This is a genomic window from Veillonella parvula (assembly GCF_042850485.1).
Classification (GTDB): domain Bacteria; phylum Bacillota; class Negativicutes; order Veillonellales; family Veillonellaceae; genus Veillonella; species Veillonella parvula_Q.
Genome location: NZ_AP031417.1, coordinates 1446117 through 1468736, shown reverse-complemented (window position 1 = coordinate 1468736; position 22620 = coordinate 1446117). Strand labels below are relative to the sequence as shown.

Here is a 22620-nt window from a genome sequence, read left to right as displayed (position 1 = left end):
AGACCTTTAACTATAGGAGGTATCATGAGTTTATTAGATGATATTTTAGCCCACAATAGAGAATATGTAGAAGATCAAAATACAGGTTATGTAGATACAGATACAAAGTGTAGTAAAATGCCAAGTCGCGAGATGGCCATTGTTACATGTATGGATACACGTCTTGTTAACTTCTTAGAAGATTCCATGGATATTGGGCGCGGTGAAGCGAAAATCGTAAAGACTGCAGGTAACTGTATTACAGGTCCCTTTGATGGCGTTGTACGTAGTTTACTTGTTTGTATTTATGAGCTAGGCGTTAACGAAATCTTTATCATTGGTCATCACGAATGTGGTATGGCAAAAACTACAGCAAAAGATCTAACAGAAAAAATGTTGGCTCGTGGTATTGCACCAGAAGCGATTCATATGGTCCGTAAAGAAATGGAACGCTGGGCTGATGGCTTTACACATCCTGCAGAGAATGTGGAAGAAACAGTGGACGAATTGCGTATGAACCCTTTAATTCCTAAAGACGTGCCAATTCATGGTCTTATCTTTCATCCTAGAACGGGTGAAATCGAAGTCATTGTTAATGGCTATACACAAATGAAACAATATTACGAAAAATAATAGGTAAATTCTTTAATAGAGGTATTGTGAATTGAGCAATATAGATAGATTAGATACATTTGAGGTAGCATGTAAACATTTTCTTACGGATCTTTCAAATTTTAAAAATCTCATTTCCACTCAAGTTCAATCATTAGATAGTCTAGAATGGGCTTTTGATAAAGGTTCCACTAAGGTTTGTAGTGCTGACGAAACGGGCTTAAAAAAACGCTGTAAGGTTGGCGTAAAATATAGATTACAGGTTGAGTTATCTCAAGTTGATGCGGAAACTATATGGGAGGAATTTAGTCGGTTTTGGGGTGACACTACTTTAAATCAAATTGAAAGAGTAGGTAGCAATGAGGAACTAGGTCGCTATCAATTTATAGCCAATAACTCTTTAGGGGATGAGCTTACCTGTGATATCTATTTACCTAATGAATGGAATATACCGCAATTAAATATGTTGGGATTTATTTCTGCTAGATATAGAAACGTAGATGTTGAATAAGTATAGAAAAATCTTATTTGACTTAAAGTTAAGTTTAAGTTTTATAATGTGTTCATATTAGTACTTAATAGATATTTACATAAAGGAACTATATGAATAAAAGTAAACTGTTAAAAACAATTATAGCCATTTTTGTTTTGGCTGTATTAATTATAGGTGGATATGTCCATAAGGATGCCATACAGAGTCGCATAGCTAGAACTGCCGCCGTTGTAAGTGGACAAGAAATTAAGCCACTCCTCGATTCCGAAAGTCGTTATATTCGGCAAATTGTAGCTCAAGATAATAGCATGAGTCGTACTATTATGTGGCAATCAGATAGCAGCGAAGCTGATGCGGTAATAGAGTATCGTCTTGTTGGATCCGATACGACTCAAACGATAAGAGCTACAGACAAAGCTTTTACCGATGATGGCAGTACCACCTATATCCATGAGGGTACAGTAACTGGTTTGACGCCTAATACTAAATACGAATATCGCGTTGGTTATGGCAATGATCGTCGCAGTGATTGGTATTCGTTGGAAACTGCTGGCTCCAGTGTGTATGATGTTCTTATCTATCCAGATTCTCAATCTGGTGATTATTCTGCGTGGGAGCAGATTGTTAAGGATTCCGCACATCGCAATCCAAGGACAGCCCTGTATATTAGCATGGGGGACCTTGTAGATAATGGGGAACAAGACTATCAATGGCGCACTTGGTTGAATTCCATCAGACCATTGAGTGCTAATGTGCCGTTAGCAACGACCTTAGGCAATCATGAGATGTATACATTAGATTGGAAAATGCGCGAGCCTTATGCATATTTGAATTACTTCGCAGTACCGCCTAATGGGAATGAAATATTTAATCGCCGTTATTATTCCTATGATTTTGGCGATGTGCATTACGTTGTATTAGATACGATGTTGTATGAAAGTAATCATGAGGATAATCATGATACTCATCATCCTGATTTGTACGATGTAGAGGTTCAGTGGCTACGTCAAGATTTAGCAGCTAATACTAAAAAGTGGACTGTAGTCCTCATGCATCGTGATCCATTCCGATATGCCTTTGACCGACTAGGTGCAAGTCGCGATGTAGGTTTCGATGATGAGGGCGTATTATTTATGCCTATCTTCGATGAGTTTAATGTAGACTTAGTTTTATCTGCTCATTTACATACATACCGCAACCGTGGCCATGTACGAAACTTTGATCGAGACCCATCTGGTCCACTATATATCCTTACAGGGATAGCTGGTGATGCACGACGTCCTAAGTGGAAGCAACATCCTCTAGATGTATATGTAGCACCTCAGCCTGAAACAAATAATTATATGTCTATGACAGTGACACCGAATAAGCTGATTGTAAAATCATTTTTACCTGATGGTACTCAGCTTGACGAATCAGTCATTGAAAAATAAGAAAAAGACGCCTTTTTTGGAAGGTGTCTTTTTTTGTCTATTTTTCTCTAATCAAAGGTTGCAAGAATCTATGAGTAAAATTGATTTACAATACAACAAATAAAAATACAATGGATTTGTATAAATACTTGCTAATTGTGGTGTGTAGTATTATAATACGTGTATAGATTATAAAAATACACAAAATATGTATAAAATATACATACAGTGTATAAAGGAGATAGAGTAATGAACACATTACAAGATTTAATTAAGAAATATGCCTCCCAATATAAAGAACAAGTTGTGGAATGGCGCCGACATATTCATAGCCATCCAGAGTTATCTGGTGAAGAAAAAAATACATCTTTATTTATTCAAAAGGTTCTTGGTGAACTAGGAATCCCTTTTGTAAACGATGTTTCTGATTATGCCGTTATCGGTAAGATAGAAGGTGCTCATACAGGCCCTGTTATTGCATTGCGTGCCGATATGGATGCATTACCCATACATGAAATAACAGGATTGCCCTTTGCTTCACAAAATGAAGGCGTTATGCATGCTTGTGGTCATGATAGCCACATGGCAATCTTGCTTGGTGCAGCAGCGATTTTACAGTCTATTAAAGATCAATTGCACGGCACTGTAAAGCTTGTATTCCAGCCTTCCGAAGAGGAAGCTTTATTCCCAGGAGCACAAGGTATTGTCGATAGTGGTATCCTCGATGATGTAGACGAGATATATGGTCTCCATGTATGGCCTCAACTTCCAGTTGGTGCGGTAGGCCTAAAAAAAGGTAATTTGATGGCTGCATCAGACCACTTCCTTGTACATATTAAGGGCAAATCAACCCATGGTGCGGAGCCTCACAATGGGGTTGATGCTATTGTGGCCGCAGCGAACTGGATTGTAAATGTGGAGTCCATGGTCGCTCGTGAAACTAACCCGATGGAAAATCTTGTATGCACAATTGGAGTGATTAATGGTGGTGACCGATACAATGTGGGCTGTGGCGATGTGTATCTTGAAGGTACTTGTCGTACCTATGAACCAGAGAAACGTGATTATATTGAACGACGATTAGGTGAAAGTTTACAGGCCCTCGATGTGTTGTTTAAAACGGAAAGTACTTTGGATTATAAAAGGGGACATGGTGCAACTATCAATAATCCAGAGGCCATTGATTATGCCACATCCATTGTAGAGAAATATCTTGGTAAAGACGCAGTGGTACATCCTGAATTTCCGTCTATGGCAGCAGAGGACTTCTCCGCATATCTTCATAAAATAAAAGGTGCTTTTCTTTGGTTAGGTACTGGGTTTGAAGGCAATCCGGCCTTACATAATGAGGCTTTCACCATTGATGAAAGCATTCTGGAACCTGGTATAACAATGATGGCTGCTATTGCCGCCGAATTTTTACAAGAAAAGTAGTTAAATAAGTAGTTTGAAATAAGAGGTTATCATGAAAAGTTTACAACATACATCATTTAAAACAATGCTTCAATACACACCGGAAGAAATTAAATACTTCTTGGACTTAGCAGCAAAATTAAAAGCCGATAAAAAAGCGGGCAAAGAAATCAAAACATTAGTAGGTAAAAACTTTGCATTAATTTTTGAAAAAGACTCAACACGGACACGTTGCGCTTTTGAAGTAGGGGCTGCGGACCAAGGTGCTTTTACAACATATCTTGGCCCTACAGGTTCTCAAATGAATAAGAAAGAATCCTTAAAGGATACGGCTCGTGTTCTTGGTTCCATGTATGATGCTATCGAGTTTAGAGGCTTTGACCAAGAGGACGTAGATACATTGGCGGAATACTCTGGTGTGCCAGTTTGGAATGGGCTTACCGATATGGATCATCCTACACAAACATTAGCCAATTTCTTAACACTTCAAGAAAATATCGACAAACCGTTGAATGAAATTTCTTTTGCCTATGTAGGTCATGGTCAATCTAATATGTGCAATGCTTTGATGAGTGGTGCCGTTAAAATGGGGATGGATTTCAGACTTATTGGTCCTAAACAATACTGGCCAGCTGGTCCATTCTACGAAGAGTGCTTAAAGGTGGCTAAAGAAACAGGTGCTACTATCACTTGTACAGATGATGTAGCTGAAGGTGTTAAAGGCTTAGATGTCATTTACACTGGTGTGTGGGTAACGATGGGCGATACTTACGATATGTGGGAGGAACGTATCAATACATTTAAACCGTTCCAAGTAAATGCAGAAATGATGGCATTAACTGGTAATCCCAATACTAAGTTCTGTCACTGTTTACCTGCGTTCCACAACACAGAAACACAAGTAGGTAAAGATATTTATGAACGGTTTGGCATGGATGGCATTGAGGTAACCGAAGAGGTATTCGAAGGTCCAAACTCATTGGCGTTCCAAGAAGCAGAAAATCGTCTCCACACGATTAAGGCAGTTATGGTTGCTACCTTTGGAAATTATCCATTGAAATAAGTTCATCTTCCTAAATGGTGATGTATGGTATCGTTTGTTTTCTATTTATATTGGATAAAGGGCTATATAAATAGGTGTGAGTCACCAATAGGTGAGAATTGAGGTTTATTATGACACCCCATAGAGTATTTATTGTCGGTCATGAAGGCACAACGGGTCTTAGAATTCATGAACGATTATCCGATCGAAAAGATATAGAACTCTTAGCGACTGCTGATGAGGATCGCAAAAATGTAGAGGCCATTAAAGTGGTTGCAAAAAAAGCGGATCTTGTATTTCTTTGCTTACCTGATGTGGCATCTAAGGAAATTATGGCCGCTATTGGTGATTTTCCATGTAAGGTTATTGATACTTCTACAGCGTTTAGAACTACAGCTGGTTGGGCATATGGGTTCCCAGAACTTGGTGAAAGCTACAAAACAGATATTGCAACTAAAAAACATATTGCAAATCCTGGCTGTCATGCGAGCGGTATGATTGCTTGTATAGCGCCTCTTGTAAAAGCAGGGCTCGTGCCAGCGGATTATCCTTTCACCATTACATCCTTAACAGGCTATAGCGGTGGTGGTAAGAAGATGATTGGTCAATATGAAAGCAGTCCTAAGGACTATTTCCTTTATGCGCCTCGTCAATATGGGCTTGGCCAAGAACATAAACATTTACCCGAAGTACAACATGTATGCGGCCTTAGTGAAGCTCCAATTTTTATGCCAATTGTTGATGATTACTACTCTGGAATGGAGGTTACCGTAGGTATTCATAGTCGTTTATGTCATAAACCTGTTTGTATTGATAAGGTACAACAAACGTTAGAATACTTTTACAAAGATAGTACAATCGTTACGGTTGCACCATTTACTGAAAATAGCAATAGCGGTATGTTAAACGCTAATCAATTGAGCAATACGGACAGTATGAAAATCTATGTCACTGGTAACGATGAACGCATCATGGTTCACGCCATTTTCGATAATTTAGGTAAAGGTGCATCGGGTGCCGCCGTTCAATGTATGAATATTGCATTGGGGTTACCAGAGGATACTGGTTTAGTATTAGGTTAGAGAGGAATCTATGAAGAATGTAACAAATGCAATGCGGGCGCATATCTTAACGGCGGCCGTTCCATATATAAAACAATACACAGACCAGTACGTTGTCGTTAAATACGGTGGCAATGCCATGGTGGATGAAGAGTTAAAGAAATCTGTCATGAAGGATTTACTATTACTTCAATTAGTGGGGGTAAAAGTAGTCCTCGTTCATGGTGGTGGTCCAGCTATTAATAGTACCTTAGAGGCGATGCAAATTGAATCACATTTCGCTAATGGATTACGCGTTACCGATGAAGCAACGATGGATGTTGTACAAATGGTGCTAGCCGGCAAGGTGAATAAAGGGCTCGTGGCGGATTTAACGGATCTTGGTGGCAAAGCTGTTGGCCTTTGTGGTGTAGATGGCAACATGATTCAAGTTCATAAACAAAACGAAGAACTTGGTTATGTAGGTTATATTGATACCATTGATACGAGTATTATCCATGACGTAATTAGCCGTGGCTATATTCCGGTTATTTCTTCTATCGGCATGGGAGCCGATGGCAAGACATATAATATTAATGCTGATACGGTAGCCGCGAAAATTGCGGGCGCTCTCAAGGCGGAAACCATGGTGGCTATGACTAATATTGATGGTGTACTGCGAGATGTGCATGATCCAGATTCTTTAATTTCTAAAATTACAATGGCCGAGGCAGCTCAGTTAAAAGCGGATGGCGTCATTGCAGGCGGTATGATTCCAAAGGTAGATTGCTGCTTAGAGGCCATAGAAGCAGGGGCACAAAAGGTATTCATCATTAATGGTGAAATTCCACATGCCATTCTTATCGAGTTATTAACCGATGAAGGCCTTGGTACAATGTTTGTTGCTTAATATAGTAAACATAATACTGGTAATCATCTATTGGGTATCTTTTACATAGATAGACGACGGCATGACCGTACATTTGGAGGATATAATGAGTAATGCAATCGATTTTGAACAACAAGATAAAGAATATATAGCCAATACGTATGGTCGGTTCAACGTATGCTTTGAAAAAGGAAAAGGTTCTCTCTTGTGGGACGTAGATGGTAAAGAGTACATCGACCTTGGTTCTGGTATTGGCGTAACCGCTTTTGGCGTTGATGATGATGAGTGGACTGAGGCTGTTACTAAGCAGTCTCATGCATTGAATCATATTTCTAATTTATACTATTCCTTGCCACAAATTGAGCTAGCGAAACAGCTCTGTGCGAAAACGGGGATGAAAAAGGTATTTTTTTCTAACTCTGGTGCGGAGTCTAACGAATGTGCTATTAAGGCAGCGCGTAAATATAGCCATGACAAATATGGCGAAGGGCGTCATATAATTGTTACCTTAGTCAATAGTTTCCACGGTCGTACTATTACCACCTTGTCTGCTACAGGACAAGATGTATTCCATCAACATTTCTTCCCATTTACAGAAGGTTTTATTCATACACCAGCCAATGATATTGACGCGGCCTTAAAAGCTCTTGATAATCCAGCAGTTTGTGCCATCATGATGGAACCTATCCAAGGTGAAGGTGGGGTTATGCCCTTAGATAAAGAGTTTGTCCAAGCGGTAACAAAATATGCGCATGAACACGATCAACTGGTACTCATCGATGAGGTACAAACTGGTAATGGTCGGACTGGTAGTCTATATGCATACCAACAATTTGGCATTGAACCAGATGTGGTATCTACTGCAAAAGGCTTGGCGGGAGGTCTACCAATGGGGGCTACTTTGTTCAATGAAAAGATGCAGTATGTTTTAAATGCTGGTGCCCACGCTACTACCTTTGGGGGAAATCCAATCTGCGCGGCTGCAGGGAACACTATTATTAGCCGGTTAACTCCTGAATTTCTCGATTCTGTAAAAGTAAAAGGGGAATACGTAAAATCTACCTTAACTGGTAAACCTGGTGTCATTGGTGTTAGTGGTATGGGGCTCATGCTCGGTATTGAGACTACAGTAGATGCAAAAGCTGTCATTGCAAAATGTTTAGAAAAGGGCGTAGTATGCTTATCTGCTAAAAATAAGGTACGACTTTTACCAGCCCTTAATATTCCACAAGAGCAATTAGAAAAGGCGGTACGTATTTTAGCTGAAGTGATTGAAGAATTAGCTGAAAAATAAGAATTCGTCTAGCTTTCATAAATATTGTTTACTATAGTTATGTAACATTGAACTATGGAAATAAACCGATGATTATATAGACTTTACTCCGTATTCGTGTTACCCTAAAAGAAACAGTCTATATTGGAGGAGTAAATATGAATACAGAATCCTTACGTAATGAAGTATTGGTTCCAGCGGTAGCAAAAACGTTGGACATTGCGGCAAAAGCAAAGCCTACAAAAGAAGAACTTATCACAACGGCAAAAATCACTGCTGCTGTGACAGTTGCAACGGCTATTGTATCCTTAGCGGTACAAGCGGTATTGCGCAACCGATAAGAAACTAAGAAAACGACATGGCGTTGCCTGTCGTTTTCTTTTACTTTTACCATGTTATTCCTAGTAATGTTGGGATTTAGTGAGGAGGCGATATCATGCATAGTCGCGATTTAATAGAGCAATATAAAGGCTACGTGCAAGATTGGCGTAGATATTTTCATAAACATCCAGAGCTTAGTAATGAAGAGTTTGAAACGACGAAGACCTTGGCTAAAGAGCTAGAGTCTATGGGCGTAGAGGTTCATGTAGATACAGACCGTGGTATCGGATTAATCGGCATTATTCATGGTTTTAAGCCTGGCAAAGCCATTGCGTTACGTGCTGACATCGATGCATTGCCTGTTCATGAACATAATGCAGTAGATTATAAATCTGAAGTAGAGGGTAAAATGCATGCCTGCGGTCATGATGGACATATGGCTATTTTACTAGGTGCGGCAAAGATGCTAATGTCTATGAAAGACCGCATCGAAGGCGATGTATATTTAGCATTTCAACCTGCGGAAGAAACTGGAGCAGGGGCTCCGGATTTCATTAAGTTTGGCGATTGGTATGATAAGGTAGATGCTATCTTTGGAGGGCATGTGTGGATCGATTTGCCAGCGGGTCTTGTGTCTGTTGAGGAAGGTCCTCGTATGGCTGCAAGTAGCCAAATTACTATTAACGTAAAAGGCAAACAAGGTCATGGTGCGCAGCCACACCAAGCGGTCGATGCTATCGTGGTGGCTAGTGCCATCGTTATGAATTTGCAAACTGTGGTTTCTCGTAATGTGAGTGCCCTTGATTCCGTCGTTGTTACGATTGGCAATATTCACTCTGGCTCAGAATGGAATGTCATTCCTGGGGAAGCTTCCATGGGCGGTACGGTTCGTTTCTTTGATCCAAACCAAGAACAATACATTGTCGATACGATTCGCCGCATTGTGAAACACACTGCAGAAGCCTATGGAGCGACTGCTACATTAGAATATATAAAAAAAGTGCCTCCTACTATTAATGATCTTGAATCCAGTGAACTTGCAGAACGTGTCGTTATTGATACATTAGGTGAGGACAAGCTTTCTAAGATGCGTAAAGTAATGCCTGGAGAAGATTTTGCTTGGTATTTACAAGATAAACCGGGATGCTTTGCCTTTATTGGTATTCAAAACCCTGAAGTAGAAGCTACATACGATCATCATAATAATAGATTTAATATGGATGATACCGTATTATCTGCAGCATCTGCGGTGTATGCGGAATATGCCATTCAGTGGTTAAAAGAAAATAAATAAATTTTAACCCAATAAACCCCTTTACTTTTTTCGTAAAGGGGTTTATTATATTCCAATATTAGTCATATGTAATTAAAATGGTTTCCTGTAATAGTGCATATTTTAGAGCTTTGCGGATAAAAAGGACCTTTCTTCGCCGGACGGTTCTAGAAGCCAGAAAGGATGTAATGAACGATCAAGTTTCTATTTCAACAGCAAATATTCGTGGTGCTTTTGGGGCATTTTTTATCCCTGGTATGTACACAGCTTTATGGGCTGGTTTTGTGCCATATTTAAAAGCAAAACTTAGTATTGGTGAAGATGTATTAGGTTCCATGATTTTGTTGCTCGGTGTAGGTTCTTGTTTATCCATGGCTATAGCAGGTAAGCTTGTAGAAAGCTTTGGGTGTAAGAGAGTCGTTTTGTTAGCTAGCTTTATTGGTATGGTATCTCTTGCCATCGTTACTATGTGTCCTACTATTGCTACAACAACAGTAGCCCTGTTCTTTTTTGGTATTGGTGTAGGCCTTAGTGGTGCTTCTGCTAATTTACAAGCTATCCTAACAGAAAAGGTGAGCAAAAAACATTTAATGGGCGCCTATCACGGTGGCTGGAGCTTAGGTGGTTTTACTGGTGCCGGTGTTTTGCTCGTGCTTTTAAAAATCTTATCGCTGCCTGTTAATGAAAGTATTTGGGGGCTACTCATCGTATTATTTATTGCGATGGTCATAGTTAGCCAATTTATGTTGACCTTTGGTAGTGACCCAAATGCAAAGATTACTAAAAAATCTAAAAGTCCATTGTCCTTCCATCCAATCGCTCTTATTTTTGGTTTATTGTCCTTTGTTTCTTACTTGGTAGAAGGTGCTGTAGGGGATTGGAGTGCATTATATTTATTTGAAGATAAAGGGATTCTTATCGAAGAGGCTGTCATGGGTGTAATGCTCTTTAATGGTACTATGTGTATAGGCCGTTTGCTTGGTAATAGATTAGGTAAACACTTAACATCAAAGCAAGTTGTTGTTGGTGGCTACTTACTTGGCTCTATTGCGATGGGGCTTATCGTGTTCTTGCCAGGTCATGCATCCATGTATACTTACTTATTATTGGGTATTTCATTAGCTATGATAGTACCAAACCTATTCTCTGCAATGGGGGAACAAAATGTCATTCCTATGACACAAGCGGTCGCTACATCCACAATGCTCGGTTATATGGGGATTCTGATGGGGCCTGCCTTGATTGGCTTCATTGCGCACGGTACAAGTCTTACAGTAGCATTTATTGTATTGACTACATTGCTTGTTGTAAGTGCAGGTATTGGTAAATACGCATACCATTTAATGAGTAAAGACTGTGGTCTTAGTGAAGAACAGATTTAATAGTCTATAATTAAGGAGCTACGATTTTCGTATCGTAGCTCCTTTTTCATATTTTTATATTTTATGTATTTCTCGCATTAAAAAGACACAGGTTTTGAACCTGTGTCTTTTAGCGTTATTATATATTGATTAGATTAGCGATCGCCATTGAAGATAGAGTTTTTAACAAGTACATAGTCTACTTTGCGAATGGCTTGTAGAGTTGTACCGCCAGCGTAAGAGATAGCGGATTGTAAATCTTGCTCCATTTCAGTTAATGTATCAAAGATAGAACCTTTGGAATCGATGAAGATTTTTTTACCTTCTACATTTTTGCGTTCCCCTTTTTGGAACTCAGAAGCGGAACCAAAGTATTCTTTTACAGCTTTGCCGTCAACAATCTTTTCTTCCCCTGGGGATTCCTCGTGACCTGCAAAGAGGGAGCCAATCATAACCATAGTAGCACCAAAGCGAATGGATTTTGCGATGTCGCCATGGTCACGAATACCGCCGTCAGCGATGATAGGTTTAGTAGCTGCTTTTGCGCACCAGCGAACAGCCGCTAATTGCCAGCCACCAGTACCAAAGCCAGTTTTCAATTTTGTGATACATACTTTACCAGGACCGATGCCTACTTTAGTCGCATCAGCACCAGCATTTTCTAGTTCACGAACTGCTTCTGGAGTGCCTACATTACCAGCGATAATGAAGGTTTCAGGTAAGTTCTTTTTTATGTATTGAATCATTTCGATGACCGCATTGGAATGACCATGTGCAATATCAATAGTGATATATTCTGGGGTTAAGTTTGCTTTCTTAAATTCATCAACTAAAGCAAATTCTTCAGCTTTTACGCCGATAGAAATAGAAGAATATAGGTTAAGGTCGTGCATGCGTTTTACAAAGTCCATACGACGTTCTGGTTGGAAACGATGCATGATATAGAAATACCCTTCACGAGCTAATTTTTCAGCCAACTCTTCGTCGATAATAGTTTGCATATTAGCAGGTACTACTGGCAAGCGGAATGTGCGTTTACCTAATTTTACATGTGTATCACATTCGCTACGACTGGAGACAATACATTTGTTAGGAATCAATTGCACGTCTTCATAATCAAAGATGTTAGTTGTATTAATCATAGTTTCTATATCTCCTTCGAGTATTACATATTGAACCTGTACCATTATACAAGAGACTCATAAAATTTTCAATACATTCCGAATATTTTGTTTGGTATAAGGGATAAACTGTAGTACAATACAAGTAGATTGTATAAATAATATATTCATTTATAGATATATGGTAAAAGGAGGTTGATTAATGTGGAACAGTCTAAAACCCGTATGCTTGCTGAAGCTGGCGTAGCAATTGCCATTGCTCAAGTGTTGTCATTTATTACGATTTTTCATATGCCACAGGGGGGCTCTATTAAGGCGGCAGCATTGGTACCACTCATGATTTACGCGTATCGTTGGGGCGGAACACGAGGTATCTTCGCAGGTGTTGTATATGGTATATTACACTTTATTTTAGGCTTTAAATCATCTGTTCATTATTTAAGTATTATATTAGACTACCTGGTTGCTTACGGTGCTATTGGCGTTTGTGGTTATTTTAAAGATTCTCTTTCTGGTCTTATCACTGGATCCATCGTAGGTATTGTATTGCGTTGGGGAGCATCTGTTACGAGCGGTGCTGTAGTCTTTGCTAGCTATGCTCCACAAGGGCAGAATCCTTGGGTTTATTCCATGATTTATAATGCATCCTATATGGTGCCAGATGGTCTTTTAAATATTGCAGTTTTACTATTCATCTACCAAGGTGTTAAACGAGGTTTACAACGTCGTGGATAAATTAGGTTTAATTATTTTGGCTGGAGGACTCAGTACTAGAATGGGGCAACCTAAAGCTTTGTTGCCTTGGATTAATGGTGAAAGTCTTATATCTCATGCACTTCGTAAGGGATTAGATGCAGATGTTCAAGATATTCTTATCTCTATCGGTGATGACGAGCAATTAGGACTTGCTATCCAGACTCATATTATAGATACATTATCGAACGATGAGAAAAATAAGGTTTCTATTGTTCGGGATTCTGTTGGGCGATGCGGACCTTTAGGGGGGCTGTATAGTACTCTAGCTGTTGGCACTAGTTCTGCTTATGCGGTAATGGCAGTAGATATGCCATTCATGGAAATGGATTTGTATTATGATTGGCTCTATCAAGTAGATCATAATGATTGGAATGCCATTGTCCCATATAGTGAAAGTGGTAAATCTGAGCCGATGGCGGGTATTTATAGGCCATATATTGCGTCCTTAATTCAATCTATTCTTGTTGGCGAAAATGTATCGTTGCATCATGCCCTCGATGTTATTGGTCATGTAGAATCAATTGATGCTACTGATTTTAGTTGGGAGCTAAGCAATATTAATCGATTTGAAGACTATCAATGGGCGCGAGCTTTAGCGGAAAATGAATTCCGCCGTGTACCTTTAATTAGTGTGGTCGCATCGAAACGTAAAACAGGTAAGACTACTGTTGTAACGCGCCTTGTGTGTGAGTTACAAAATATCGGTTTATCCGTTGGTGTAGTAAAAAGCGATAAGCATGGCTTTCAGATGGATCATGAAGGAACAGATACAGACCTTGCCTATAAAGCTGGAGCTGATGCGGTTGCAATTGCAGGGCCTACTGAAACAGCGATTCGTATACGCACGAAAGAACAATCCAACTTGTATGAAATATCACAGTTTATGCCTGTAGATATAGTTATACTAGAAACGAGATCCCAAGGGATTGCCCCAATTATAGAGGTTACTCAAGAGGGATATACGGAAGAGTTGATCTCGGACCCAATGGACCGAGTGGCGACGATAGAAATTAGCAAATTGGATCAAGACGTACCTGAATTGGTACGCCACATACAGGAAATGATGAGGAGTTTAAATGGCCGTCGTTACTGTTGAGAAGGCTCTCCAATTATGGGATGAGGCCTTACAAACGCAAGTTCATAAAGTTGAAACGATTGCAGTTAAAGCTGCGAAGGGATACGTACTAGCAGAGGATATTATTGCGCCAACGGATGTACCTGCTTTTTCAAAATCTGCAATGGATGGGTATGCTATCGCCTATGAAGAAGGTCGTAATGAATATATCGTTGACGGCATCATTGGAGCTGGTGTTGTATGGAGACAGCCTGTAAAGCCTGGCCATGCAGTACGGATTATGACTGGTGCACCAGTACCAGATACATGTGATACCGTTATCATGCAGGAACAAGTAGTAGGCACAGGTGAACCGCATACATCGATTACAATTCAAGGTAAATATCGTTGTGGTGATCATATTATTCCACAAGGTGAAGAGTGTAATGTCGGTACTATTGTGATTCCGCACGGTACAGAGGTAACATCTACAGTACAAACCATTTTGACGGGACTTGGCATTATTGAGATCTCTGTTAATGTCATGCCTCGTGTATTAGTTCTTACCTCTGGTCATGAGGTTATTGAACCTAGTGAAAGCTTAACGCCTGGTAAAATTTACAACTCCAATCGAGCTATGATTTGTGGACTCTTAGAGGACTTAGGTTTTCACAAGATAACACATTATCATGTAAGTGATGCTCCAGAGGCGTTAGACTCTGAAATCAATCATGTTTTAAAACTTAGTGAAGAAGCAGATGTTATAATCAGTTCTGGTGGTGTATCGGTAGGTCTTTTTGATACGATGCCTCTTATTTATGAAAAATTGGGGGCAGAATCTATCTATGCCCGTATTCAAATGCGACCGGGTGCAGCATCCTATGGTGCGGTTACCCCGAAAGGTCAGATTATCTTTGGCTTGTCCGGTAATCCAGGGGCTGCTTTTAATGGATGGCATTTAATCGTAGCACCTACCTTGAAGCGTTATAAAGGGTTGGCTAATTGGACGACTCCAGTGGTGGCTTGTGTAATGGATACAGAAATCTTCAAACGTAATGTTTTTGATCGCTATGTACAAGGAAAAGTGGTGTTCGGCGGTGGTGTGCCACGCTTTGTGGCTAACCGTCATTTTAATAGTAGTAGCATGTTAGGGCTATATACTGTGAATGCGTTGGCATGTATTCCACGAGGAACTCATGAAGTACATCCTGGTGATACATTTAATGTGTATCTATTAGGCTTGCTGCCTGCAGTTTAGACCCTTTTGATTTTTAGACTCTTACTCTAAGGCATTAGATTTTTTAGAGTTATAGCGTTTTAGAGTTTTAGATACAAATATACTAGTTAAAAAACTATAATATTTATAGCTAACCATAATGTAAAAAAGACGAGGTTTCTTAGGAGGCCTCGTCTTTGCGTTTATTCAAAACATTTCGTTTATCCAAAAATAATTTTAATTTTGTTACCAAAGATACTGAAATTAAATCTCAATTAAATTATAATAAAATTAAGGGAAGGATATTTTTTAGTTATATCAATTGGTTTTGATAAAATTGTTTTAATCTACTTTTTATTTACTTTTACTATTATATAGCTATATAAGGAGTGATTTCTATGAGTAAGACTTTCACAAAAAATATCCCGGTAAACGAAATTTTGCATTTAGGTGAGCACCTAGAGTATAAAGAGGGGCAAGTGATTAGTATTACAATTGCTCAAAATGAGCGACTCAGCATTACACTATTTGCGCTGCCTAAGGGGGAAGAAATCTCTACGCATGTAACAGTAGGCGATGCGATTGTGCAAATCCTCGATGGAGAAGCGCATATCGTTGTTGGTGATACGGAGCATAATGTGAAGACTGGTGAAACCTTGATCATGCCGTCTGAAGTGCCTCATAGTTTGGATGCACGAGAAAGCTTCAAGATGCTGTTGACTGTAGTTAAATAAATATATCATAATAAATGCATCCCTTATATCAATAAGGGGTGCATTTTATATGTATTCTTTACAAGCCAGAGCTACACCTAAAGAGCATCACGATGAAATTGTGAAATCTTTGGTATCTAATATTAATGAACTTGAACAGAGTGGACTTTTTGAAAGCGTTCAAGTGTATAAACGTGATTTAGTACAGGTGTATCATTCAAAACAATGCACTGAACCTGTTGGACCTGTGGTAGACCAAATTTTATTCGGTTCTTGGTCTCAGGATGAAATCGATTTGTTGGTGCTAGGTAGAATACAAGAACAGGAGCTGCGAAAGCAGTTATGTTAAAGGACTTTGGAAATTATGGATTACTTCGACTATTCATATAAACATAATTACATAGAGTTTAGCAGCAACATATATCGAGTTGGTACATACCATTACAATTGGTATGGGAAAACGGAGATTTTTATCTTGTTAAAAGGGCGCGTTGAGATGAGTTGTAATGATGAGGTGTTTACATTAGAGCCCTTTGATGCGGTTATTATTTCCCCTCAAGTAGGCCATTCAACACTAGCTCTTGAAGAAGATGTAATCGCTTTTTCAATTCGTGTAGGACATGAGTTTTATCAACAGTATGATTCAGAGTTTGGTTCGTACCATTTTGTTGTTCGTTCCGATGAAAGCACTCGTCATAATCAATTTTTTACAACCTTGCGCCACCATGCAGCTATGATGATGTTGTTGATGGCTAAAGGTGAAAGTCCCGTACATCGCATGTGGGTAGAGCATCATTATTTAGCATTAGCTGGCGATGTGTTTAGGGAGTTTGATCCAGTTAAACTTGTTCATGAAAATGTTAGACCTGGTGATATAAAGCCGGCTACCTTTGATAAGATGATTGCTTATATCGATGAACATTATCAACAAAAAATTGAGTTAGAAGATATTGCTAAAATTGGTGGCTATAATGTAGCTTATACCTCTCAGTTCTTTAAGCGACAAATGGGTATTTCCTTTATTGACTATCTATTACGTTTGAGACTAAGGGAGGCAACAACTCGTTTGACTAGCTCTGATGAGGCAGTTGCTAGGATAGCTAGCAGTTGTGGCTTTGCAGATATTAAAGCCTTTAATGTGGCTTTCAAAAAACATTTCCACTTGACACCAACAGAATATCGTAAACAAGTAAAAGAAATTGGACGTAAAACAACATTACAAAATGGGGTAGAAATTGTTTCTGTTGAAAATCAAGATGTTCTAGATTTGTTACACTCGTTCTTGTCCTACGAAGATGATTCAAGAGCTAAGAGCGAGCTAGAGTTTATGAGTCAAAAACTAGAAACCTTAAAGGCGAAGTTAGCTGATGTTGTAAAGGCGTTATAATTAGTAGTCTAAATTAATGGTCTGACTCCGACTTGTTGTAAATAGAAGTTGGCTTAATGTAAATTAAATTTTTTTGACCATATAGAAATATTGGAATTGGGTGATTTTCTATATATATATAAATACTCTAAAGGTACTAAAAAAGCACTACTTTTGATAGATAGAGCTTTTTTGCATGTATTTTATAGGTAAATTTATATAATTTTATAGTCTCTAAATAAGAAAAACATATAGAAAACCTTAACTTTTGCTTAATTTAATTCAAAAAATTACCTTTTAATATGGATAGTTAGATTATCCAAACTGAGTAAAATATACTTCATCAGGAGTTCAAAATAATCAGTTAATAATTTTGGAGGATATATGAATCGAGTAAAATTTATGGAAAACTTAGGGAAGGTAGCAACTGTAACTGCTGTAGCAATGTATGTATCTTACTTCCCACAAATTATGAATAACTTAGCGCATCCAGGAACTGGTGATTGGATCCAACCATTAGTGGCGGCTATCAACTGTACATTATGGGTATTATACGGTTTGTTTAAAGAACATAGAGATATTCCAGTAGCATTAGCCAATGCACCAGGTATCTTCTTCGGTTTAGCAGCAGCTATTACGGCTCTTATGTAATATTGATGAGTAAGGCTGTTTTGTTATTAAAGTTTGGTATAAATATAATAATTAAGATGTCGTTGACCAAAGTTAAATAAATATATCATAATAAATGCATCTCTTAGATTAGGAAGGGATGCATTTTTGTATTTCGGTTTTAACTATCTGGTAGGTATTGAAATTAGTGGAGAAATCTTTGCTTGTATTATTTTTACCAGAAAAGATTACCTTTTAATAATTAGTTGTTTGATTTTACAGTGTTTACAGGGAATGATTAGATATCATGGATTACTTTCACTATACATATAAACACAATCATATAGATTTTAGTAGCCACATATATAAGGTTAGCACATATCATTACAACTGGCATGGAGAGACTGAAATTCTTATCTTGTTGAAGGGTCGTATTGAGATGAGTTGTAATAGTGAGGTTTTTACGATGGAACCTCTTGACTCTATTATTATTTCTCCTCAGGTGGGGCATGCCACCCTAGCGCTTGAAGAGGATACGACGGCTCTTGTTATTCATGTAGGGAAAGACTTTTTCCAGCAGTTTGATCCAAATTTTGGAATGTATCAATTTGTGGTGCGTTCAGATAAGTCGAATCGGCATAATTCGTTTTTTACCTCTTTACGACATCATGCAGCGATGATGATGTTGATAAAGGCGAATGGTGAAAGTCCCATTAATCGTATGTGGTTAGAACATCATTATTTAGCATTAGCTAGTGAGGTATACGATGAAATTAATGCGGTTAAGTCGATATATGTACATTCAAAGCCTGTGGATATGACTGTAGCTACCTTTGATAAGATGATTGCTTATATTGATGAAAACTATCAACAAAAGATTGAGCTAGAAGATATTGCAAAAATTGGTGGATATAATGTGAACTATACATCACAATTTTTTAAACGCCAATTAGGAGTCTCTTTTCTTGAGTATCTGTTGCGTTTGAGACTACGTGAGGCCACAGTTCGTTTGGTCAACTCTGAGGATGGGGTAGCGCATATTGCGAGTAGTTGTGGCTTTGCAGATATTAAAGCCTTTAATGTGGCCTTTAAAAAGCACTTCCATACCACGCCATCGGAATATCGCAAGCAAGCAAAAGAATTAGGACGTAAGACAAAGCTTCATGATTGGAAGGAGATCATCTCTACACAAGAGGAAGATATTATAGAAGTACTACAATCTTGCTTACCCTATGAACATGATACTAGGCATAAGCTTGAGCTAGAGGAAGCGAATCAAAAGTTACAAGATGTTAGAGCTCAGCTTGAAGTAGTTGTTAGGAAACTACAGGGCTAGGATCACATTTTTATATCACTGTAATGGTGGAATTATTTCATCATTTTAAGTTCTAATTATGATGAATATACAATCATTAGGTATAGGTAAATTTGTATATATTATAATCCTATAAAAATAAATGGTAAAAGAGCACTACTTTTCGATAGGTAGTGCTCTTTTTGATATTTTGGTATAGGTGTAATTGTATATTTTAAATGGGTAAAAATATAATCATATAGGTGATTTTGTATTAATTTGTCTTGCTTTCACCATCAAAAAACAACTTGTAAATTGGATAGTTATATTCTGAAAAAAGAGTAGAATGAAATCATCGAAAGGAACTAAGGTTCCGAAACAGAAATAATTTGCATCTTAAATAATGAAGTCTTTTTGGAGGTTTACGATGAGTACGAAAGAACAACAAGTGCAAGAAATGACAAATGTCATTGCAAAGTTCATTGCTTATGTAGCAAAAAAGTTGCCTGATGATGTAGAGGCTAAAATCAAAGAGCTTGCAGCAGATGAAAAAAATCCATTAGCAAAAACAATTTATGAAACAATGAAAAAGAATCAGGAGTTGGCCTTCGATTTAAATCGTCCATCCTGCCAAGATACAGGTGTTCTACAGTTTTGGGTGAAGGTTGGTTCAAACTACCCATTGATTGGTGAATTGGAAGAAATCTTGCGTAATGCTACATACCAAGCAACACAAGATGCGCCACTTCGTCATAACTGTGTAGAAACATTTGATGAATTTAATACTGGTAAAAATATTGGTCGTACAGCACCTTACATTACTTGGGATATCGTACCTGGTCGTGATGATGTAGAAATCTTCCCATACATGGCTGGTGGCGGTTGTTCCTTGCCAGGCTCTGGTAAAACATTGATGCCAGGTGAAGGTTATGAGGGAGTAGCTAAATTCGTATTAGATTTGATGACAAGTTATGGTTTAAATGCATGTCCTCCATTATTGGTTGGTGTAGGTATTGCTACATCCATCGATACTGCGGCAGCTATGTCTAAAAAAGCCTTGATGCGTCCCGTATCCTCTAAAGCAGATAATGAAAAAGCAGCATACATGGAGCAATTACTGGAAGATGGTATTAACGCATTGCACATTGGGCCACAAGGTATGGGTGGCGATAAATCCGTTATGGGCGTAAACATCGAGCACGGCTCTCGTCATCCATCTGTAATTTCCGTAGCTGTAAACGTTGGTTGTTGGAACCATCGCCGCGGTCATGTAGTATTTGATAAAGACGGTAAGTACGAAATTCTATCTCACAAAGGAGTGACATTCTAATGGCTAAACATATTTTGACAACACCAATTCAAGCTTCTGATCTCGAAGGTATTAAAGCAGGGGATATTATTTACTTAAATGGTCACATCACAACATGCCGTGATGTAGCTCATCGTCGTCTTGTTGAATATGGTCGTGAATTACCAGTAGATGTTCGTAACGGTGCCATCTTGCATGCTGGTCCAATCGTGCGTGACCATGGGGATGATAAATTCGAAATGATTTCCGTAGGTCCTACTACATCCATGCGTATGGAAAAATTCGAATATGAATTCGTAAAGCAAACTGGTGTACGTCTTATTGTAGGTAAAGGCGGTATGGGGCCTGAAACAACACGTGCTTGTAAAGATTTTGGTGCTCTTCACTGCGTATTCCCAGCAGGTAATGCGGTTCTTGCCGCAACAGAGGTAGAGGAAATCGAATCTGCTAATTGGCGTGAACTTGGTATGCCTGAAACCTTGTGGACTTGCCGCGTTAAAGAATTTGGTCCTCTCATCGTATCCATTGATGCAGATGGTAATAACTACTTTGAAAATAAGAAAGTAGAGTACAATGCGAAAAAAGAAGAAGTGTTAGAAGAAATTTACAAACACGTAAGCTTCATTAAATAATTTCATTGTGCGCTTTAACTTAATAGGGGGATTATACGGATTTTGTACAATCCTCCTTTTTTGTACCCTTTTTAGGTATATTACACGTAGTGGGAGGTATTTATGGATACAAGTGTAATGATAACTCTTGGCTTCTTGGTGTTTGCCATCGTCATGTTTGCATGGGAGAAAATTCCATTGTCTATTACAGCGATGATTGTGGCTGTAGGCTTACATCTAAGTGGTGTATTATCCGCTAAAGATGCATTCGCAGGCTTTGTAGATCCAAATGTGTTGCTCTTTATGGGTATGTTTGTTATTGGTGCGGCTTTCTTCGAAACGGGTGTAGCCGTAGAGGTAGGGAATGTAGTTCATAAATTTGCTAAAACTGAAACATCCTTACTTGTAGCTGTTATGATGATTACAGGCATTTTATCTGGTTTTTTATCTAATACTGGTACAGCCGCTGTACTAATTCCTGTAATTATCGGTATTTGTAAAAAGAGTGGCTTTAAACAAACTAAATTGTTGATGCCATTGGTGTTTGCTGCTGCAATGGGTGGTAATATCTCTCTTATCGGTGCGCCTGGTAATATGATTGCACAAGCGGGCTTACAACAAGCGGGCCTAGGCTCTTTTGGTTTCTTTGATTATGGTTTAGTAGGTTTACCAATCCTTATCGTAGGCACTATATTCTATGCTACAATTGGTAAACGTTTCTTACCAGATGCTCCAAGTCATCAACCGGATGGTGCTTTTGAAAGTAATGAAGATTATAGCCATGTACCATCTTGGAAAAAATGGACAGCTGCCATCGTATTAATCTTGACAATTGTTGCTATGATTTTTGAAAAACAATTAGGTGTAAAACTCTATGTTAGCGCTTGGGTAGGTGCACTAGTCTTGGTGGCTACTAATGTTATAGGCGAAACAGCAGCAGTAAAATCTATTGATATGAAAACAATTATGCTCTTTGCTGGTTCCATGGCCCTTGGGGATGCAATGGTTAAAACCGGTACAGGTAGTGTTATTGCTGATATTATCGTGAATAGCCTTGGTGCGAGTCCATCCCCAATCGTTGTATTGGTAGTATTGTTTGTTCTTGGTGTGTTTATGACAAACTTTATGTCCAACACGGCGACCTGTGCTTTATTAGTTCCCATTGGGCTTAGCCTAGCATCTCAACTTGGATTTGATCCGAAAGCAGTTCTTGCGGCTATCGTAATTGCTAGCTCCTTAGCATATGCTACTCCGATTGGTATGCCAGCAAATACTATGGTATATAATATAGCGGGTTACAGCTTCATGGATTATGTGAAAGCAGGCTTACCACTTATCGTTGTATCTAGTATTGTGGCGCTTGTGTTATTGCCAATTCTATTCCCATTCTAATAATAAATATAATTTTATAGAAGAAGTCTTAATGCAAATTGTTTTAAGGCTTCTTTTTACTTTGTGTATAA

At 38.6% G+C, this 22620-nt stretch carries 23 protein-coding genes; 22 read left to right on the top strand and 1 reads right to left on the bottom strand.

Annotated elements, in window-relative coordinates; genetic code table 11:
• The first annotated feature begins 24 nt into the window (after nucleotides 1-24).
• From ACGHIY_RS06610 to ACGHIY_RS06560, 11 genes are all read left to right on the top strand, one after another.
• On the top strand, nucleotides 25-612 hold the full coding sequence (locus ACGHIY_RS06610; protein ID WP_021148405.1) for a carbonic anhydrase: 588 nt from the start codon (nucleotides 25-27) through the stop codon (nucleotides 610-612).
• 31 nt (nucleotides 613-643) lie between these two features.
• A complete protein-coding gene (locus ACGHIY_RS06605; protein WP_021148404.1) occupies nucleotides 644-1102 on the top strand; it encodes a hypothetical protein in 459 nt (152 codons plus the stop codon).
• 92 nt (nucleotides 1103-1194) lie between these two features.
• Nucleotides 1195-2517 (top strand): fibronectin type III domain-containing protein, encoded by a 1323-nt coding sequence (locus ACGHIY_RS06600; protein WP_390525390.1) that lies wholly within the window; start codon nucleotides 1195-1197, stop codon nucleotides 2515-2517.
• 228 nt (nucleotides 2518-2745) lie between these two features.
• On the top strand, nucleotides 2746-3930 hold the full coding sequence (locus tag ACGHIY_RS06595) for a M20 family metallopeptidase (RefSeq protein WP_316146326.1): 1185 nt from the start codon (nucleotides 2746-2748) through the stop codon (nucleotides 3928-3930).
• A 31-nt stretch (nucleotides 3931-3961) separates the two neighbouring features.
• Nucleotides 3962-4972, top strand: coding sequence for an ornithine carbamoyltransferase (argF, locus tag ACGHIY_RS06590; RefSeq protein ID WP_390525389.1), 1011 nt, complete (start codon nucleotides 3962-3964; stop codon nucleotides 4970-4972).
• 110 nt (nucleotides 4973-5082) lie between these two features.
• On the top strand, nucleotides 5083-6033 hold the full coding sequence (gene argC, locus ACGHIY_RS06585) for an N-acetyl-gamma-glutamyl-phosphate reductase (RefSeq protein WP_004698661.1): 951 nt from the start codon (nucleotides 5083-5085) through the stop codon (nucleotides 6031-6033).
• A gap of 10 nt (nucleotides 6034-6043) precedes the next feature.
• Entirely contained in the window at nucleotides 6044-6901 is an 858-nt protein-coding gene (gene argB / locus ACGHIY_RS06580; RefSeq protein WP_004696608.1) for an acetylglutamate kinase, read from the top strand.
• Between the two features lie 85 nt (nucleotides 6902-6986).
• Nucleotides 6987-8174, top strand: a complete 1188-nt coding sequence (locus ACGHIY_RS06575; protein ID WP_390525388.1) for an aspartate aminotransferase family protein — start codon at nucleotides 6987-6989, stop codon at nucleotides 8172-8174.
• A gap of 137 nt (nucleotides 8175-8311) precedes the next feature.
• On the top strand, nucleotides 8312-8494 hold the full coding sequence (locus tag ACGHIY_RS06570; protein WP_042977898.1) for a hypothetical protein: 183 nt from the start codon (nucleotides 8312-8314) through the stop codon (nucleotides 8492-8494).
• A gap of 95 nt (nucleotides 8495-8589) precedes the next feature.
• A complete protein-coding gene (locus ACGHIY_RS06565; protein WP_390525387.1) occupies nucleotides 8590-9768 on the top strand; it encodes a M20 family metallopeptidase in 1179 nt (392 codons plus the stop codon).
• Nucleotides 9769-9935: 167 nt separating this feature from the next.
• Nucleotides 9936-11129: an MFS transporter gene (locus ACGHIY_RS06560; RefSeq protein ID WP_004696599.1), complete on the top strand. Its 1194-nt coding sequence runs from the start codon at nucleotides 9936-9938 to the stop codon at nucleotides 11127-11129.
• A 134-nt stretch (nucleotides 11130-11263) separates the two neighbouring features.
• Here ACGHIY_RS06560 and ACGHIY_RS06555 read toward each other — a convergent pair whose 3' ends face one another.
• Nucleotides 11264-12250, bottom strand: coding sequence for a GMP reductase (locus tag ACGHIY_RS06555; protein ID WP_004696596.1), 987 nt, complete (start codon nucleotides 12248-12250; stop codon nucleotides 11264-11266).
• Nucleotides 12251-12433: 183 nt separating this feature from the next.
• On the opposite strand from ACGHIY_RS06555, the gene thiT reads away from it, so the two are divergent.
• The 11 genes from thiT (at nucleotide 12434) to ACGHIY_RS06500 (ending at nucleotide 22549) form a co-directional block, all read left to right on the top strand.
• On the top strand, nucleotides 12434-12964 hold the full coding sequence (thiT, locus tag ACGHIY_RS06550) for an energy-coupled thiamine transporter ThiT (protein WP_278457714.1): 531 nt from the start codon (nucleotides 12434-12436) through the stop codon (nucleotides 12962-12964).
• Nucleotides 12957-14081, top strand: coding sequence for a molybdopterin-guanine dinucleotide biosynthesis protein B (gene mobB, locus ACGHIY_RS06545; protein ID WP_390525386.1), 1125 nt, complete (start codon nucleotides 12957-12959; stop codon nucleotides 14079-14081). The genes thiT and mobB overlap by 8 nt, the downstream gene beginning before the upstream one ends.
• Nucleotides 14062-15297 carry a molybdopterin molybdotransferase MoeA gene (locus ACGHIY_RS06540; protein WP_390525385.1) on the top strand — a complete coding sequence of 412 codons (1236 nt, stop codon included), beginning with the start codon at nucleotides 14062-14064 and terminating at the stop codon, nucleotides 15295-15297. Before mobB ends, ACGHIY_RS06540 begins: the two co-directional genes overlap by 20 nt.
• Before the next feature lie 356 nt (nucleotides 15298-15653).
• A complete protein-coding gene (locus ACGHIY_RS06535) occupies nucleotides 15654-15989 on the top strand; it encodes a cupin domain-containing protein (RefSeq protein ID WP_128113931.1) in 336 nt (111 codons plus the stop codon).
• Between the two features lie 4 nt (nucleotides 15990-15993).
• Nucleotides 15994-16317, top strand: coding sequence for a zeta toxin family protein (locus ACGHIY_RS06530; RefSeq protein WP_390525771.1), 324 nt, complete (start codon nucleotides 15994-15996; stop codon nucleotides 16315-16317).
• 15 nt (nucleotides 16318-16332) lie between these two features.
• Nucleotides 16333-17355: an AraC family transcriptional regulator gene (locus ACGHIY_RS06525; protein ID WP_287511408.1), complete on the top strand. Its 1023-nt coding sequence runs from the start codon at nucleotides 16333-16335 to the stop codon at nucleotides 17353-17355.
• Between the two features lie 363 nt (nucleotides 17356-17718).
• On the top strand, nucleotides 17719-17985 hold the full coding sequence (locus ACGHIY_RS06520; RefSeq protein WP_024062029.1) for a SemiSWEET family transporter: 267 nt from the start codon (nucleotides 17719-17721) through the stop codon (nucleotides 17983-17985).
• A gap of 265 nt (nucleotides 17986-18250) precedes the next feature.
• Complete coding sequence (locus ACGHIY_RS06515; protein WP_287511405.1) at nucleotides 18251-19279, top strand: AraC family transcriptional regulator; 1029 nt, start codon at nucleotides 18251-18253, stop codon at nucleotides 19277-19279.
• A gap of 385 nt (nucleotides 19280-19664) precedes the next feature.
• Complete coding sequence (gene ttdA / locus ACGHIY_RS06510; protein WP_054746885.1) at nucleotides 19665-20567, top strand: L(+)-tartrate dehydratase subunit alpha; 903 nt, start codon at nucleotides 19665-19667, stop codon at nucleotides 20565-20567.
• Nucleotides 20567-21178 (top strand): L(+)-tartrate dehydratase subunit beta, encoded by a 612-nt coding sequence (gene ttdB / locus ACGHIY_RS06505; RefSeq protein ID WP_024062026.1) that lies wholly within the window; start codon nucleotides 20567-20569, stop codon nucleotides 21176-21178. The genes ttdA and ttdB overlap by 1 nt, the downstream gene beginning before the upstream one ends.
• A gap of 102 nt (nucleotides 21179-21280) precedes the next feature.
• Complete coding sequence (locus ACGHIY_RS06500; RefSeq protein ID WP_024062025.1) at nucleotides 21281-22549, top strand: SLC13 family permease; 1269 nt, start codon at nucleotides 21281-21283, stop codon at nucleotides 22547-22549.
• Nucleotides 22550-22620: the final 71 nt, after the last annotated feature.